This window comes from Alcaligenes sp. Lyrl_28 (assembly GCF_051948705.1).
In the GTDB taxonomy this organism is placed as follows: domain Bacteria; phylum Pseudomonadota; class Gammaproteobacteria; order Burkholderiales; family Burkholderiaceae_B; genus Alcaligenes; species Alcaligenes ammonioxydans.
Genome location: NZ_JAYJLG010000002.1, coordinates 519698 through 536807, shown reverse-complemented (window position 1 = coordinate 536807; position 17110 = coordinate 519698). Strand labels below are relative to the sequence as shown.

The window sequence follows — 17110 nt, the reverse complement described above, 5'->3', positions numbered from 1 at the left end:
ACCGCTTTAGACAAAAACGCAAGACACATTACTACCACCTGATTATCGCAACAGAGGGCGTGAGCGGCAGATTTTTTTTCTCTGCGCATCGCGCACATCCTGCCAGGCCAGCCATTTCCAAAGACTTAGTTGCCTGATAATTAAAACTACAAGCATTGACCTGCTGCTAAGATAGCAACTTCGTATAAAACATGTCATCAACTTGTAATTATTGTTTGTGCCAAGGCCCCAGGGCGGTTTATATCGCCGGCGGCGCCTGAGCCACTTCCTTTAAAAGCCTAGGCAACCGCCTTCTTGCAGCGCGGCTTACCTGCATTATTCAGTCCCAGGCTGATCTATCCCCATGGCAGACATCCACATCGATCGCGTCGTTAAACGCTACGGCAGCAACACCATCATCAATGAACTGAGCCTGGAAATCCGGCACGGTGAATTCTTCACATTATTAGGCCCGAGCGGCTGTGGCAAAACCACCTTGCTACGCATGATTGCCGGTTTCATCATCCCCGATGAAGGCCGTCTGTATCTGGACAAAGAAGATATTACCTACCTGCCCGCCCACAAGCGCGAGACCGGCATGGTATTTCAGGACTACGCCCTGTTTCCGGACAAGAGCGTCTTTGACAACGTGGCCTACGGCTTGCGGGTACGTAAAGTCAGCAGCAGCGACATAAAGAAAAAAGTCGGCTACATTCTGGACCGCGTCGAGCTGGGCGGCATGGCCCAGCGTTACCCTGCTGAACTGTCAGGCGGTCAACGTCAGCGGGTGGCCCTGGCCCGTGCCCTGGTGATCGAACCCCGGGTGTTGCTGATGGACGAGCCCCTGTCCAACCTGGATGCCAAGCTGCGCATTCAGATGCGTCAGGTCATTCGTGAACTGCAACAGGAATCGAACATCACGGCTATTTTCGTGACACATGACCAGGAAGAAGCCCTGTCCATGTCGGACCGCATCGCTTTGTTGCGCCAAGGTCGCATCGACCAGCTCGATACACCTGAACTGATGTACTCCAGCCCACGTACAGCGTATGCTGCCGACTTTATTGGGGCGGCCAACCTGATCGACACCCTGGGCGTTCATCAGGAGCCCGACCACACCACCGTCAGCATCGCAGGCGGCCATATCATGGTGAACAATCCGCCCCCAGCAGGCCAGGTCTTGCTGGCGGTACGTCCCGAACACATCACGCTGCATACGCAAGCGCTGGCTGGCAGCATCCCCGCCCAAGTGGTGGCTCGCCAGTATCTGGGGACCAAAACGGCCTACAGCCTGAAGCTCAATGACGGCAAACAGATCATTGCTGACGTTGCGGCCGCCCTGGACCCCCATCTTTTGGCAGGCCGCTCGGTGAACCTGAGCTTTAGCCCTGAATGTCGTCTGGTCGAGGCGTAATACTCATGGCTATTGCTGCAAGACCCCTGGCCCTTCGTTCTCCCTGGTTCCTGCCTGCCCTGGTTTGTCTGGTGGTACTGGTTTTCTGGGTCGTCTGGCCACTGGCTTCCTTGTTCTATCAAAGTGTCGTTGATCCGGCAACGGGCCTGCCCAGCCTGCACGGCTTTGAAACCTTTTTCAGTGACCCCCGCTACGTCGAGGCCTTTTTCAACACCATCAAGCTGGGGCTGATTTCCACCATCGGCACCTTGCTGCTGGGCGCTCCACTGGCCTATGTGGTGGCGCGCTACGACTTTCCCGGCAAAGCCATTGTCGCCATTTTGCCGCTGACCACCATTGTGCTGCCGGACATCATTGTCTCGCAGGCCTGGCTGATGCTGCTGGGCAATAACGGCGTGGTGCGTCTGGCGCTGGAGAACATCGGCATCGACCTGCCCAGCTTCTACGGCTGGTTTGGCATGTCTTACGTGCTGATCCTGAACGATTACACCTATGTGTATATCGGCATGCTGGCGGCGCTCAAGGCTATTGACGGTACGCTGGAAGAAGCGGCTGTGAACCTGGGGGCCAGCAACTTCAAGCGCGCGCTTAGCGTCACCTTTCCGGTGCTGATGCCTGCCTTGCTGGTCAATGCCATGATTGTGTTCACACTGGCCGTGGACAACTTCTCCATCCCCATGATTCTGGGCGGTCAGGTCGATGTACTGTCCTCGCTGACCTACACTACCTTTCTGTCCGAAATGAGTGGCAACCCCACCATGCAAGGCGTGCTGGCCGTCGTCTCGGTAATTCTGGTCGGTGCCGTGCTGTTCATCCAGAAACGGGTTCTGGAGCGCAAGACCTTCCAGATGCAGCAAGGCCGTGCGCCGCGTCCTGTACGCGCCCAAGGCCTGGCCGGCATCTTGCTGACCATCGGCGCCGTGCTCTTTGTGACCTTCTCGCTGATTCCGGCCTTTATCGTGCTGATTGGCGCGTTCACCAAAGCCAGCGGCCCGGTCATGCAATACGGGACCTTCACCCTGGACAATATGGAGCGCGCCCTGCGTTACGCACCGGAGCCCATCCTGAACTCGCTGATGCTGGCCAGTGTCGCCACCGTTGCAGGCACCTGCTTTGCCACGATCTGCAGTTACTTGATCGTGAAAAAGCGACTGTTCGTGGTGACGGCGCTGGACTATATGGTGATGCTGCCCCTGGCCATTTCAGGCACTGTGCTCGGTATCGCCCTGATCCAGACCTACAACAGCGGCATGCTGGTGCTCACCGGCACCTGGGTCATCATGGCCGGCGCCTACTTTGTGCGCAAGGTGCCCTTTTCCATTCGCTCCGCGTCGGCCTCGCTCTACAACATTCCCGACTCGATCGAAGAAGCCTCCATCAACCTGGGTGTCAGTCCTTTTCAGAGTTTCTTCAAGGTGGTGTTGCCCTTGATGAAGCCAGCCATTTTGGGGGCGGCCATCCTGATGTGGGTGACTTCCCTGGCCGAAATTTCCGCCACGATCGTGCTGTATTACGGTGGGATGGAAACCATGCCCATCCAGATGTTCCGCCAGATTGACGCCGGTTTTCTGGCCCGCGCCTCGGCCTATGGCGTGATCTTGATGGTCGTGATTCTGGTGCCTATTTATCTGGCTATCCGTTTCCTCAAGCTGGATCTGTTTTCCAGCCGCTAATCTAAAAAGGCTCATTATGCTGACTACACGTTTCCTGAAAACAGGTCTGGCACTCTCGCTCAGTGTCGGCGCCCTGTCCCTGTCCAGTACCGCTCTGGCCGCCAATGCCGTGATGTATACGCCCAACAATGTGCAAACCATTGATACGGCCCTGGAAATCGCCCGCAAAACCGCGCCGGACCTGTCCATTCAACAAGTAACCTCAGGCGCGGGCGCCTTGATGAAGCGTATCGAAGCCGAAGCACAAAACCCGTTGGGCGATGTGGTCTGGGGTGCTGGTTACGGCACCATGGCTGCTTTCCAGCAAAACTTTGAGCCCTACGAATCACCCGAGAACAAGGCTATTGCGCAGGCCTTCCACGGCAAGGACAGCCTGTGGACCAGCTCCAATGCCCACGTCATGGTCATCATGGCCAACGAGCGCCAGCTGAAAGGCCTGGCCGCTCCCAAGACCTGGTCTGATTTGTTCGACCCTCAGTGGAAAGGCAAGATCATCATCGGTGATCCCGCCTCCTCGGGTAGTGCCTACGATCAGGTTTACGGTATTTACCAACTGTACGGCGCGGAAGGCCTGAACAAACTGGCTGCCAACGTCATCGTGTCCAAGAGTTCTGGCCAGGTCTACAAAAGTGTGGCTAACGGTGAATACCCACTGGGCGTGACCATGGAATACGCCGCTTACGCCTACGTCGCCGGTGGCCAGAAAGGGATTGAGCTGATCTACCCCGAAGACGGCACCTTTGTTGCCCCGGAAGGCGTGGCCGTGATCAAGAATCCTAAGAACGGTCAGGAGGCAGCTCGCAAACTGGTAGACGTTTTGCTGTCCAAGGAAGTACAGGAAGCCGAACTGGTAGAAAACTTCCGTCGCCCCACCCGTAGCGACATCAATGTGGCCGAACTGACCCAGTTGCCAAACCTGGATCAGATCAAAGTGGCCACTATCGATCCCTTGAAAGCGGCGGCTGAGTACAACACCGTGCTCGACGCCTGGAAACAGGCTTTGGCGGCGGCAGGCAAATAAGTCCGGCAAGCACGGGGCTGCCTCGTCCTGCTTGGCAGCTCAGACCTTGCAGCCTGAAGACTGAACGCACAAAAAACCCTTGGCCTCTGGATATCACTCCATGCCAAGGGTTTTTTCATTATTACTGCCGACACACGGCGGCAAGCAAGACTCGCAGGATGCCAATACACAGCCCTATGCGTATTCAAACCCGCGTATAAATCGGCAATACCGTCTGGGGCTGAGAGAAGCAAAGTGCCACTCAAGCTTCTACTTGGAGCAATCCACCGGGTAAATCTGGTCTTCACGCAGGCGTGGGCGATCGGCCTCTACTTCGGTCAAAGGTTCAACACGCTGCATGGTCGCCAGCGAGCGCTGAGCCAGACGCTGGTACATGCGTGTTCCGAAAAATTTCCCATCAATGGCCTTCTGATCCAGCTCTTTGACGATTACTGCGGGAGAGCCGGCCACCAGACTGCGCGGCGGCACCTGCATGCCTTTTTTAACAAAGGCCATGGCGCCAATAATACTGTCCGCGCCAATATCTGCCGCGTCCATGACCACCGCATTCATGCCCACCAGTACGTTGCGTCCAATCACGCATCCGTGCAGCACCGCACCATGTCCGACGTGACCGTCCTCATGCACGATGGTGTCCTGGTAGGGCGTGCCGTGGATCACACAGGTATCCTGAATGTTGGACCCCGCCTTCATGATGATGCGCCCGAAGTCGCCACGCAAACTCGCCAGGGGGCCGATATAAACCCCTTCGCCGATAATCACGTCCCCAATCAACACGGCGGTAGGATGAACAAAGGCCGTAGGATGAACGACGGGCACCAGACCATCAATAGAATAAATATTTTGCATACCTGCCTCGTACAAAGCCTGCACCTGGCCAGCACGGGGTCCGGCCAAAAAGAAGATCATAGCCTCTACAGCTCGATATAATGCGCCGTCCTCTTTCTTTTTGCATCCTATGAGCATGTTGTATTACTGGCTGGCCTTTTGCTTGGGCATGGTGTTTTACGCCGCCTACCTGTCGCAGTCCTTTTTGCTGGCGCAAGGCATGATTTATATGAAAGAAACAGATAGATCGCCTTCCCTGCTCTGGCTGTTTACCCGTCTGCTCGGCTTTATCCTGCGCACCATTCCCAGCCTGCTGATGCATCCAATCCCCTTGATCCTCTGGGTCCTGGGTCTGGGCTTGACGGTGCAATACAGCTTCGCACCATAAGTAACAGAAACGCGGCGACCGCCTCCTTGCGCCCGTCGCTATCCGGCTCAAACGCTCATCCGAACTTCCCTGAGCCTGCGCCTACCAGTCAAGTCTGCTGCGTCGGTCAGTCAATTCCTCACCCGCTCCCGGCCCTACACTGAGTCAAATCATAACGGCCGGGTGCGGTATTGTGCACGGCATGGGGATCAAGATCGCGAATACCGCGACATGGAGGATGTATGCAGACAAGGAAAATCGTTCGGGCCGCCGCCGTACAGGCCGCCTCTCCCAATTACGATCTGGCAGCCGGCGTGGACAAGACCATTGAACTTGCCCGTCAGGCGCGCGATGAGGGATGCGACCTGATCGTGTTTGGCGAGACCTGGCTACCGGGCTACCCTTTTCATGTCTGGCTGGGCGCACCGGCCTGGTCACTCAAATACAGTGCCCGTTATCAGGCCAACTCGCTCTGTCTGGACAGTGCAGAATTTCATCGCATTGCCCAGGCCGCGCGTACCTTGGGTATTTTTATTGCCCTGGGCTACAGCGAGCGTAGTGGCGGCAGCCTGTATCTGGGGCAGTGCCTGATTGATGACAAGGGCGAGATGTTGTGGTCGCGCCGCAAACTCAAACCCACGCATGTAGAGCGCACGGTCTTTGGTGAAGGGTATGCCCGCGACCTGATCGTCTCCGATACCGAGCTGGGGCGGGTCGGAGCCTTGTGCTGCTGGGAGCACCTCTCCCCCTTGAGCAAATACGCACTTTACTCCCAGCATGAGGCAATCCACATTGCTGCCTGGCCCTCTTTTTCACTGTACAGCGAACAGGCACATGCGTTGAGCGCCAAGGTGAATATGGCCGCTTCACAGATTTACTCGGTGGAGGGTCAGTGCTTTACGATTGCTGCCAGCAGTGTCGTCACCCAAGAGACGCTGGACATGCTGGAAGTCGGTGAGCACAACGCCCATCTACTGACCGTAGGCGGAGGCAGCTCCATGATCTTTGCCCCTGATGGCCGTACCTTGGCACCTTACCTGCCCCATGATGCCGAAGGCCTGATCATCGCTGATCTGGACATGGAAGAAATTGCCTACGCCAAGGCCATCAATGACCCTGTGGGGCACTATTCCAAACCCGAAGCCACCCGCCTGGTGCTGGACTTGGGGCATCGTGAGCCTATGACCCGCCTACACCCCAAAAGCGTCGTTAAAGAGAGCACGGCTAGCCCATCGCCACTGAGCAGCGCTCCGGCCGAGCCTACTCAGCCAAACTACAGCACTGACACGGTACTGCTGCACGAGCCATCCTGACGGGTCCAGGTCGATCAACCTTTACGCCCCACAGAAAGGGCCCGGTGCGCTTGCTGCTCGCTCATTGAGGGGTAAGCCAGGCGCCGGGCTCCAGCTGGTCTGAAATTATCGCCTCCTGGGACGCTTTCTGGTCTGGTCCAAACCCTGGAACATACCGGATACTTAGCCAGTTCGGCTGATGGCAGCGCTTGCTATCTGCCTCTGGTTCTAAGACGACGAGGTCTTCCATGGAGCAATGGTCTACGACGACAATTCCCCCCGCACGGCGCGCCCCTTACTGGATGGAAGCCGTCAACAAAGCCTATGTGCAACTGGAATGTGCCGTTCCCTCCCGCTCCACGGCTCCCTTCTTTGGCGCCATTACTCGTCGCGAACTGGCCGCCGTTAATCTGTCCCGAATCACCTCGACCACGCAAACCGTATTGCGCACGCCATTGCAAATCTCCCGCGCCTCTGAAGATATTTTTCTGCTCAGCATTCAGGTCGCGGGCACCGGGCAGCTGATTCAGGACCAAAAAACGGCCCATCTCAAGCCTGGAGATCTGGCCCTGTACGACTCCACCCGCCCTTACCAGCTTTTGTTTGACCAGGATTTTGAGCAATATGTGCTCTCCTTGCCCGGTTCCATCTTGCGCAAACGCTTGCACCATGCCGAAGACATGACCGCCTGCACGATGAGCAGCGCCCAATCCGGTACGGCACGCCTGCTCTCGCATATGGTGTCCGAGCTGATGAACAGCCCGCCGTCCCGCGGGGATCTGGTAGACCGCTCGCTGGCGGACAGTCTGGTGGGTATTTTGGTGGCGGCACTGGCTGACAATCTGAGCACACTGCCCTTGAAAGACCACACGGCCTCGCAGCGACGCGAGCGAATCAAAGCCTATGTGCTGGAAAACCTGCGCGATCCTGAACTGTGCGTTGGCAAGATCGCCCAGCGTCTGGGGCTGGCCGCCAGCACGATTCACCGCGCCTGGGACGGCGAGGCGACTTCACTGACAAACTGGATCTGGTCCATGCGCCTGCAAGGGGCTGAGCAAGACTTGCGCCGCCTGGCTCATCACAAGCGAACCATTACCGAGATTGCCTACCACTGGGGATTTAGCAGCTCCGCGCATTTCAGCCGTGCCTTTCGACAGCATTTTGGGGTACCGCCCAAAGAGGCCCGCGAAGCGATGCGAGCCCTTTCTCAACCACGCTTGATGACTGGCTGATCAGGCAATCGCCTTGCCGTCATTCAGGGCCAGCAGGCCTTTGATCAGACGGTACAAGATCCAGACGCTCACGATGACGATCGTCACAAAACCGATCAGAATCGCCATCAGCAAGAAAGACAGGGCCACACCAGCCAAGCCCCACCAAAAGGTGCGGATTTGCCAGTCAAAGTGCGACTCCAGATACGTGCCGCGCACTTCATCGCGTTTGATGTAATTGATGATGATGGCAACCAGGGCGGTAATGCCGCCAAACATGGACAAGATATACAGCGCGTAATTGATGAGTGTCAGATTACGCAGACTGACCAGTTGATTGCTACCCCCACCTTGTGGGACAGGGTTCATTTCTTCATTCATCCATCACTCCTTGGAAACACAATCGGTAGCGTCATGCTTGTCCTAACGCTACCGAAGAAAGTCTATTCAGGCCAGCCCCTGCCTTAGCGCAACCCGATAAAAGGCATGGCCGAACCAGGCACCAGACTCTCTGGCAATTTGCCGTCCCACTTCTCCACGGCATTCAAATTGACCAGATTCGTATTTTGCGCCAGTGCCTGTGCCTTGGCCGAAATAGCCTTGGCTTCCGCTTCCCCGCGCAAACGAATGCCGTCGGCTTCGGCCATATACCGTTCACGCTGAGCACGAGCTTGAGCCTCAGCCTGAACCACCTCGATTTCCGCCTGGATGGAGGCGGTTTCTTTCTGTTGGCGAGTGGTTTCGATCTGAACCTGAGCCAGCATACGGTTTTCGATCGACTGCTCGTAAGCCTTGGAGAAGGACACTTCCTCAACCTGCACGCCCATCATCTGCAAAGGCGCAGACTCCAGCGTCACCCGCATGGCTTCGTTGATATCGGCCCCGAGCTTTTCACGATTCTGAATCGACTGGGCGGCCGTGTATTTACCAAACACGTTCTTGATCACGTCCAGCGCCTTGCGTTCGAGCAAGCGCGTTTCCAACGCCTCCAGCGAACCATATTCGGAATACAGCTGGGCCACATCGGTTTCTGGCACGCGATACGTGACCGATGCGACCATCGAGGCAGACTGCTGATCATAACTATAGGCTTCCAGCTGCATGCGAACCGTGTGGTCACGCACCGAAATTTTGCGCACCGTATCAAAGAACGGTACCTTGAAGTCCAGGCCCGGTTCGGCCACGCGCACCAGCTTGCCGTTGCGCAGCACCACACCCCGCTCCCCCTGGTCAACCTGCAGAAATGAGCCCATGGAGGCCACAATCAGGATCAGGAAAATAAGCAGCGCAGCCCCCAGGAAACCGAGTCCCCTGGAATAATTGGCGCCACCTTCAGACTTTGTTTTCGCAGCCAGTTTAGTAAATGGATTTTTATCAGTGCTCATCACGGTTTCCTGGGCGTGGCTGTCGCGTCTGGTCTTTTAATTGACGCCGTTCCACCATCAGTTGCCGTATGCCTTTGGCAATCAGGTAGGCCAATACCGCAGCCCCCAACAAAATCAAGATGATACGCATGACGCTTCAGTCTTCCCACTAGTTTTCAACAAGACGGCAATTATCCCCGATTCCTTCTGTCATGCTCAGAAAAGAAGCGTCAAAATATGACAACTAGCCCGAATTGCGGGGAATCCATTCCCAACGAGCACCATTGCATCGTGCTGCCCCGTACCTGACAGCCGCCTCGTTACTCCAGCGAAGCCAGTGCCGCATCCAGATCAGCCATATGTGCCTGTACGGGAGGGACATCACTGCGCGTTGCGATCAAACGCAGAATATGATTTTTGCTGTCCTGGAACGTGCGCATTAACTGCTCGAGCTCGGCCGTGGAATACTGGCGGGCGTTATCACGCAAAGCGGCTTCCAGTACATCCAGCTGCTCATAGACCGAATCCAGATCTTCACGCTCCTGGATATAGAGACGGGTCAGCCAGATCTGCTGGCCCACGGTGTCCCATTGCTCCAGTCCGGAGAAGCCATGTTTTTGCGTCAGACTATTTAACTGGCGGTACAAGTCCGAGCCGCGCTCCACCTGCTCAAGTTCCAGTACAGGCGGCAAGCCATCCGGCTGTCCCCCGTCCCACACGGGCTCGCTGCGCTCCACCGTTTGGAGCACGGGCAAAATATCGCGCAGGCTTTGCACGTAACGAGTCACCACCTGCTCATCTAATGCCAGCTCAGTTGAAGACGCCAAAAACGGCAAGCCCATCAAGGCTATGCCACAGATACAGAGGACTCGTTTAATCATCGCTCGCCCTAAAAAACAAGACTGCCGTCTTGAACGACGCAAAACACTTTGTTTGATTGTAAGCACGAGACCCGCTGCTTTACTTGGCCTGTGCCAAAAACGACACAGCCTTTTCATTCTTCAAGTGTCTTTGTTTGAAAAGTCTTGCACTCTTTGCAATCCGTGTTGTTTGAAACATCCCTCCTTCCCAGATCCGCAACTGATTCGGATGAAGCAAGGGAAAGGTAACAATTATTGTTTTTTACGTATCACGGGAACGGAGTGAACACAGCGCAATCCGCGTGGCGGATGCAAAAAAAAGTGGTGCAAGTATCTGGTGACTGCCGGCCATTAAGGGGCCGACATATCGTCAGAAAACAGCAGGCAATAAAAAAAGCCCTTGAAAACAAGGGCTTAATTTAATTCCAGCTGGCGGAGACGGAGGGATTCGAACCCTCGATACGGGTATAAGCCGTATGCTCCCTTAGCAGGGGAGTACCTTCAACCTCTCGGCCACGTCTCCAGCTCTAGGAAAGAAGCTACTATAGCATTTATAAAAAACCAATGCAAATAGCAAAAGAGATTATTTTTCCTGATCCAGCTCGAAAGTCTTGTGCAAGGCACGCACAGCCAATTCCATGTACTTGTCGGCAATAATCACAGAGGTCTTGATCTCGCTGGTGCTGATCATCTGGATATTGATGCCCTCTTCGGACAAGGCACGGAACATCGAGCTGGCAATACCGGCGTGGTTACGCATGCCGATGCCCACGATGGAGACTTTGCAAACGGCTTCGTCAAACACGATTTCACCAGCGCCCACGGCAGGGCCAACCTGATTGGTCAGCAATTCCTTGGTGCGCAGTGCATCATTGCGGCTGACCGTAAAGGAGAAGTCGGTCGTGCCTTGAACCGACAGGTTCTGCAAAATCATGTCGACTTCAATATTGGCGGCGGCAATGGGGCCCAGAATGGAATAGGCCACGCCAGGGGTGTCGGGCACGGCACGCAGGGTGAACTTGGCTTCATCACGGCTGAAGGCGATGCCAGAGACAACGGCAGCTTCCATTTTTTGGTCTTCCTCGAAAGTAATCAGCGTGCCCGAAGACATTTCTTCTTCGAGCGGAATCATGGGGTCGGTCAGGGACGACAAGACGCGTACGGGCACCTTGTACTTGCCGGCAAATTCCACGGACCGGATTTGAAGAACCTTGGAGCCCAGAGAGGCCATTTCCAACATTTCTTCAAAAGACAGCACTTTCATGCGACGGGCTTCCGGCACGACGCGCGGGTCGGTCGTGTAGACACCGTCCACATCGGTGTAGATCAGGCACTCGCTGGCCTTCATGGCCGCTGCCACCGCCACCGCCGAGGTGTCCGAGCCACCACGACCCAGGGTCGTGATATTGCCTTCATCATCCACACCCTGGAAACCGGTCACCACGACCACACGGCCTGCGTCCAGATCCTGGCGGATGCGGGTGTCGTCGATAGAACGAATGCGAGCACGGGTGTAGGCGTTGTCAGTTTTTACGGGAACCTGCCAGCCGGTATAGCTGCGGGCAGGTACGCCTTGGGCCGCCAGGGCCATGGCCAACAGGGCGCTACTGGCCTGTTCGCCCGTGGCTGCCAGCATATCCAGCTCACGCGGATCAGGCTGAACGCTCAGTTCTTTGGCCAGGCCTAGCAGGCGGTTAGTTTCGCCGGACATGGCCGAAGGAACCACCACCACCTGGTGCCCGGCGGCATGCCATTTGGCAACCCGACGCGCCACATTCTGGATGCGCTCGATCGAGCCCATCGACGTGCCGCCATATTTATGTACGATCAGGGACATCTTTTACTCTGCATCAAAGGGCTAAGGTCTGGGATAGACACAAAACCCAACTATTCTAACGACTTTCTGTGCCCCAAGCGCAGGCTCTACCACATGCGCACGCAAAAAAACACATACTTTGTCGACTCAACACCATAGCCCACGCTCCTGCCACAGGCCACCCCAAAACTACTTACTTGCTTGATCGGCCTTCAGGCCGGCTTGCTGCCCGCCTGAACCGGCAGATTCGATCAGCACCCGACCACGAACACAGCGGATCAGGTTTGGTCCATGCTTCCACATCAAATTTCTGTCGTGACCCTGGGCATGCACGCCACGCAGCTGGCGCAGCAGCTCTGCCAGACGGGCATGCGTGGGCAAACCGGCGCCCTGTTCCTGCAACCAATAACGGATCACCATGCTTTGCCGGGCCGGTTCCAGACCGCGCCAGGCGCTCAAACTGAAGCTGCGGCCGGTTTCATCCGGCTCCAGACCCAGCCAATCCTGACGCGCCACACTGTCCAGGACCTCCTGCGTTTCACGGCTCAGGTGGGCCTGTCTTTGCAAACGGCTTTGCCAACCGGGCCAGCGTGCATCCAGCACAGGCGTGAGCAAGTCACGCACCGCGCCACGGGTGTAATCAGGATTGGTATTGGTGGGGTCTTGTACTGCGTGCCAGCCTGTGGCCGCCGTAAAATGTTCACTGGCTTGAAGAATGAGTGCCCTGGGCTGCTCCAGCCAGGGTCGCCAGTAACTCAGATCATCACGCTGCATATGGGGTGCCATCGCACCCAAGCCGGTTGTGCCCGTGCCTCGCAGCAAACGCATCAAAACGGTTTCAGCCTGATCGTCCTGATGATGGGCCAGCAGCACATGCTGCAAGCCAACAAAATGCGCCAGTTCAGCCAGACCTTGATAGCGGGCATCACGTGCGGCGGATTCCATGCCATCCGCGCTGAGACGGCGGGACTGCACCTGGACCCGCAAGCTGTGACAGGGTCGCTGCAAACGCGCCGCCAAGTCATGCACATGCGCTTGCCACTGATCGGCAAAGGCTTGCAGGCCGTGATGAATATGGAAAAAATGAAGTGTGACTTTGCGGCGGCTGGCCCAAAAATGGGCATGTACCGCCAGCATAGCCGAGTCCGCGCCACCACTCAGGGCGATAGCGATGCTATCGCTGCTTGTAAAACTCAGGTGGTGGTCAAGCGCCTTTAGCAGCGCAGGCGAGGGGCTAAAGCCCCCCAGCGGACTGCAAGGCAATGGATCAGGCACGTACTTCCTGATAGCGGCCATAGGCCAGGAGACGTTCCATGCGTTGCGCCAGCAATTGCTCGGTAGTCAGACCCGACACCTGACGCAAGGCGTCGGCCAGGGCACGGCCCAACTGACGAGCCATCATCGTGGGGTCGCGATGCGCGCCGCCGATCGGTTCATTGATCACGCGATCGACCAGACCCAGCTCTTTCAGACGGGGCGCCGTAATGGCCAGAGCCTCGGCAGCGACGGGAGCCTTGTCGGCGCTACGCCAGAGAATCGAGGCACAGCCTTCCGGCGAGATCACGGCATACGTGGAGTACTGCAGCATGGAGACCACATCCCCCACGGCGATGGCCAGGGCACCGCCCGAGCCGCCCTCACCAATAATGGTGGAGATGATAGGCACACGCAGCTTGGCCATGGCAAACAGGTTGTGACCGATTGCCTCGGACTGACCCCGCTCTTCAGCGCCAATGCCAGGATACGCGCCAGGAGTATCCACGAAGGTGAACACGGGAATACCAAATTTCTCGGCAAGGCGCATCAGTCGCAAGGCCTTGCGATACCCTTCCGGGCGAGGCATGCCAAAGTTGCGACGGGCACGCTCTTTGGTGTCGCGCCCCTTCTGGTGACCAATGACCATGCAGGGGGTGCCATTGAATCGTGCCAGCCCCCCCACGATCGCCAGGTCGTCCGCATACATGCGGTCGCCGTGCAGCTCGTGAAAGTCCGAAAAAATCTGGTTTACATAGTCCAGGGTATATGGACGTTGTGGATGGCGAGCAACCAGGGCCGTTTGCCAAGGCGTGAGCTTGGCGTAAATATTTTTGGCCAGCGTCTGGCTTTTTTGCTGCAGACGGCTGAGTTCCTCTGAAATATCCACAGCGGAATCAGATTGCACATAGCGGAGCTCTTCGATTTTGCCTTCGAGCTCGGCCAAAGGCTGCTCAAATTCCAGGAATGTATTTCGCATGTCGGTTCTTAAGGTTTAGGCCTAATTTAATATCGTACCGCAACTGTGTTCAGACTGCGCCACAGATGCCAGGTAGCCACCGTACACCACGGCGCCCACGCTTGGGCAACTTCACGCGCCTCGAACCGGGACACCGGTTCGCCGCTGAAATAGTGCTGAGAGATTGCCTTGAGCAGACCCGCATCGTCCAAAGGGAGAACATCGGGTCTGTGCAAGTTGAAAATCAGAAACATATCCGCCGTCCAGCGACCGACGCCACGAATGGCACACAGGTCAGCAATAACGGCTTCGTCAGACAGGGACTGCCATGCCTGGGGGTCGATTTTACGGGCATCGAAGTGCGTCGCCAAATCAACGATATATTCGGCCTTGCGTTTGGGTAAACCCAATCCATGCAAGGTCTCGTAGCCCAGCTCCAAAATCAGTTGGGGCGACAGCGCCTGACCGCAGCCCTCCAGCAACTTCGCCCACAACTGGTCTGCTGTACGCGAGGCCAGTTGCTGGCCCACGATGGAGCGCACCAATGTGGTAAAAGCCGGCGCCTGATGTTGCAACCAGTAATCGCCATGCTGGGGGATGAGCTTGCGCAAGATACGATCGCGCTTCATCAACTGGGCGCACGCGTCGTCCCAGTAGTCAGGTTTGCCCACCAAGCGCACTTGAGGGCCGGATTGAACGCCGCTTAGGCCCTGCGCCATTGTGTTGCTCCACCTGGCCGGTCCTCAAGCTCTACGCCCTGCTCTTTGAGCTGCTCACGAATAGCATCGGCACGCGCAAAATCACGGTTCTGCTTGGCCTGGCTGCGCTCAGCCAGAAGCTCGTCAATCTGGGTGTCGCTCAAGGAATCGGCACCGGCCACGCTGGCTGCCTGACCAAAACGTGTGCTGGCGCGCCAGTAGACGGCCGGGTCCACTTGCAACAGGCCGATCACGCCCCCCAGGGCGCGCATCAGACCAGCGGCCTGCGCATCCTTGTCGCGGTTGGCCTGGCCAGCCAGTTCAAACAGAACGGCAATAGCGCCAGCCGTATTGAAATCGTCGTTCATGGCTTCGGCAAACGCCAAGGCGGGGCCTTGCGTCCAGTCGATCTGAACGTCGGCAGCAGGAACGTGTTGCAGGGTCTGGTACAGACGATCCAGAGCCTGCTGGGCATCGCGCAGATTGTCCGGCGCGTAATTTTGCAGGCTGCGGTAATGATTGCGCACAATAAAGAAGCGCAGCATTTCCGCTTCACGCGGATTGGCGATATAGCTGCTTTGGTCGTCGGCCAGGCCCTCGGGAGCCACGGTATCGCGAATGCGACGGAAGTTGCCCAGAGACTTGGACATTTTTTCCGAGTCCACCATCAGGGGACCGCAGTGCATCCAGACATTGGCCAACTGGCCGCCAAAGGCCCCTTCCGTTTGAGCGATTTCGTTCTCGTGGTGCGGAAATTTCAGGTCCGGGCCACCGCCGTGAATATCCAGGGGCAGACCCAGCAGCGCCTTGCTCATGGCCGAACACTCGATGTGCCAGCCTGGTCGACCCAGACCGTACGAGGACTCCCATTTGGACTCGGCCGGCTCATCGTCTTTGGCCGATTTCCAGAGTACGAAATCCAGAGGATCACGCTTGGCAGAATTCAGGGCAACGCGCTCGCCCGCCCGCAAATCATCCAAAGAGCGGCCTGACAATTTGCCATAACCGGGAAACTGACGCACCGCGTAGTTCACGTCCCCATCTTCAGACTGATAGGCCAGGCCGTTTTCTTCCAGCTTGGCGATAATGCCCAGCATGTCAGGCACGTGCTGGGTCGCACGGGGCTCCGAATCCGGACTTTGCACACCCAGGGCCTTTTCGTCAGCGTGCATGGCGTCAATATAGAAGTCCGTGACTTCAGACATGAGCTGCTTGCGCTCGACGGCGCGACGGATGATCTTGTCGTCGATATCAGTAATGTTGCGCACATAGGTGACGCGATAACCACTTGCTCGCAACCAGCGCTGCACGATGTCAAAACTGACCAGCATTCGCGCGTGCCCCAGGTGACAGAAGTCGTAGACCGTCATGCCACAGACGTACATACGTACGTGGCCCGGTTCAACCGGAGAAAACACCTCTTTAGAGCGTGACAACGAGTTATAAATGCGCAACATGGCCTGTAATCGTCATAAAATCGGAACCTTGTGCCAGAACAATTGCCCTTGGATGAGGTTCCGTATTTCCCGCCCGGCAAGAGGCAAGGTTAGAATGATGGTCAATAAGTATAGCAAGCAGACCTCGTTAAAGGCAGCAATCTACCAACCTTCCTGGTCTTCAAGCCAGATTTTATAGGCGCCCCCTCTGTGTTCAGTACATCTAGACGGACTCGGTTTCTCGCTCCTTGCTCCCTGGCCCTTTTGCTGGCCCTGGGCCACACCGTGAGCGCCCAATCCCTGCCCGATTTGCCCCCGCCCAGTGCGCGGGTAAACGATCCCTTGCTGGATATCGCTCCCGAACCTGAACGTGGCTGGAAGGGTCTGGCTCGCGCGCTGGACGTACTGGCTCCCAGCGTCGATACCGCTTTGCCTCTGAGTGGCGCACAAATCAGCCAGCGCATCAGCACCCTGATTGCTCAAGGCCGTCATGCCGATGCCCTTCAGGCCATCGAGAAACAGCTGGAGCAACGCAAGGACCGGGGTGAACCGGGTGCCAATGTGCAGTTGCTGTTTTTGAAGGCGCGTGCCCTGTCGGCCAGCGGCGATCACAATGGCGCCATCCGCATTTATCAGGACATGACCACCTACTATCCAGAGCTTCCCGAGCCCTGGAATAATCTGGCGGCTGAGTACATTGCGCAAGACAAGCTGGAGCTGGCTCTGGAGGCCCTGAAGATGGCTCTGACCGCTGATCCGTCTTATGCGCTGGCACGCGCCAATATGGGTGAAGTCCAGCTCATGCTGGCCAATGACACCTACCGGCAGGCGGCCGCCAGCGGTGTGCCCAAAGCAGCCCAACGCGCACAACAAACTGGCCAAATTCTGCAACAATAAGATTTTTATTTGACGGGATTGCCCCTATCTTATGTTTGCAAG

At 56.8% G+C, this 17110-nt stretch carries 17 protein-coding genes and 1 tRNA gene; 7 read left to right on the top strand and 11 right to left on the bottom strand.

Going from position 1 to position 17110, the window contains the following annotated elements:
- Nucleotides 1-343 precede the first annotated feature (343 nt).
- The 3 genes from VF694_RS07055 to VF694_RS07045 are packed head-to-tail and all read left to right on the top strand — an operon-like array spanning nucleotide 344 to nucleotide 4087.
- Entirely contained in the window at nucleotides 344-1393 is a 1050-nt protein-coding gene (locus VF694_RS07055) for an ABC transporter ATP-binding protein (RefSeq protein ID WP_003802617.1), read from the top strand.
- Nucleotides 1394-1398: 5 nt separating this feature from the next.
- A complete protein-coding gene (locus VF694_RS07050) occupies nucleotides 1399-3066 on the top strand; it encodes an ABC transporter permease (RefSeq protein ID WP_003802619.1) in 1668 nt (555 codons plus the stop codon).
- Nucleotides 3067-3082: 16 nt separating this feature from the next.
- Nucleotides 3083-4087, top strand: coding sequence for an extracellular solute-binding protein (locus tag VF694_RS07045; RefSeq protein ID WP_003802621.1), 1005 nt, complete (start codon nucleotides 3083-3085; stop codon nucleotides 4085-4087).
- A 249-nt stretch (nucleotides 4088-4336) separates the two neighbouring features.
- Here the strand turns inward: VF694_RS07045 and VF694_RS07040 are convergent, their stop codons facing one another.
- Nucleotides 4337-4936: a phenylacetic acid degradation protein PaaY gene (locus VF694_RS07040; RefSeq protein ID WP_131071385.1), complete on the bottom strand. Its 600-nt coding sequence runs from the start codon at nucleotides 4934-4936 to the stop codon at nucleotides 4337-4339.
- 109 nt (nucleotides 4937-5045) lie between these two features.
- Here VF694_RS07040 and VF694_RS07035 point away from each other — a divergent pair, with 109 nt between their 5' ends.
- The 3 genes from VF694_RS07035 to VF694_RS07025 all read left to right on the top strand — a co-directional run bounded on the left by VF694_RS07035 (nucleotide 5046) and on the right by VF694_RS07025 (nucleotide 7806).
- Nucleotides 5046-5303 (top strand): hypothetical protein, encoded by a 258-nt coding sequence (locus VF694_RS07035; protein WP_003802624.1) that lies wholly within the window; start codon nucleotides 5046-5048, stop codon nucleotides 5301-5303.
- Between the two features lie 221 nt (nucleotides 5304-5524).
- The gene (locus VF694_RS07030; protein ID WP_003802627.1) at nucleotides 5525-6595 is read left to right on the top strand and encodes a nitrilase; all 1071 of its coding nucleotides are present in this window, start codon (nucleotides 5525-5527) and stop codon (nucleotides 6593-6595) included.
- A 227-nt stretch (nucleotides 6596-6822) separates the two neighbouring features.
- On the top strand, nucleotides 6823-7806 hold the full coding sequence (locus tag VF694_RS07025) for a helix-turn-helix domain-containing protein (protein ID WP_039943525.1): 984 nt from the start codon (nucleotides 6823-6825) through the stop codon (nucleotides 7804-7806).
- Here VF694_RS07025 and VF694_RS07020 read toward each other — a convergent pair whose 3' ends face one another.
- The 10 genes from VF694_RS07020 to cysS form a co-directional block, all read right to left on the bottom strand.
- On the bottom strand, nucleotides 7807-8166 hold the full coding sequence (locus tag VF694_RS07020) for a DUF4870 family protein (protein WP_003802631.1): 360 nt from the start codon (nucleotides 8164-8166) through the stop codon (nucleotides 7807-7809).
- 83 nt (nucleotides 8167-8249) lie between these two features.
- Entirely contained in the window at nucleotides 8250-9170 is a 921-nt protein-coding gene (locus VF694_RS07015; RefSeq protein ID WP_003802633.1) for a prohibitin family protein, read from the bottom strand.
- Complete coding sequence (locus VF694_RS07010; protein WP_162829359.1) at nucleotides 9160-9300, bottom strand: hypothetical protein; 141 nt, start codon at nucleotides 9298-9300, stop codon at nucleotides 9160-9162. The genes VF694_RS07015 and VF694_RS07010 overlap by 11 nt, the downstream gene beginning before the upstream one ends.
- Before the next feature lie 169 nt (nucleotides 9301-9469).
- Entirely contained in the window at nucleotides 9470-10030 is a 561-nt protein-coding gene (locus VF694_RS07005) for a hypothetical protein (protein WP_237714438.1), read from the bottom strand.
- Between the two features lie 409 nt (nucleotides 10031-10439).
- Nucleotides 10440-10532: transfer RNA gene (locus VF694_RS07000), tRNA-Ser, on the bottom strand.
- 60 nt (nucleotides 10533-10592) lie between these two features.
- Entirely contained in the window at nucleotides 10593-11846 is a 1254-nt protein-coding gene (locus VF694_RS06995; RefSeq protein ID WP_003802636.1) for an aspartate kinase, read from the bottom strand.
- A 168-nt stretch (nucleotides 11847-12014) separates the two neighbouring features.
- Nucleotides 12015-13121: a tRNA lysidine(34) synthetase TilS gene (gene tilS / locus VF694_RS06990; protein WP_440163989.1), complete on the bottom strand. Its 1107-nt coding sequence runs from the start codon at nucleotides 13119-13121 to the stop codon at nucleotides 12015-12017.
- Nucleotides 13093-14058: an acetyl-CoA carboxylase carboxyltransferase subunit alpha gene (locus VF694_RS06985; protein WP_003802638.1), complete on the bottom strand. Its 966-nt coding sequence runs from the start codon at nucleotides 14056-14058 to the stop codon at nucleotides 13093-13095. The genes tilS and VF694_RS06985 overlap by 29 nt, the downstream gene beginning before the upstream one ends.
- Before the next feature lie 26 nt (nucleotides 14059-14084).
- The gene (locus VF694_RS06980) at nucleotides 14085-14756 is read right to left on the bottom strand and encodes a DNA-3-methyladenine glycosylase family protein (protein WP_003802640.1); all 672 of its coding nucleotides are present in this window, start codon (nucleotides 14754-14756) and stop codon (nucleotides 14085-14087) included.
- On the bottom strand, nucleotides 14741-16192 hold the full coding sequence (gene cysS / locus VF694_RS06975) for a cysteine--tRNA ligase (protein ID WP_059318754.1): 1452 nt from the start codon (nucleotides 16190-16192) through the stop codon (nucleotides 14741-14743). Before cysS ends, VF694_RS06980 begins: the two co-directional genes overlap by 16 nt.
- A 264-nt stretch (nucleotides 16193-16456) precedes the next feature.
- Here cysS and VF694_RS06970 point away from each other — a divergent pair, with 264 nt between their 5' ends.
- Entirely contained in the window at nucleotides 16457-17068 is a 612-nt protein-coding gene (locus VF694_RS06970; protein ID WP_230406263.1) for a tetratricopeptide repeat protein, read from the top strand.
- Nucleotides 17069-17110 lie beyond the last annotated feature (42 nt).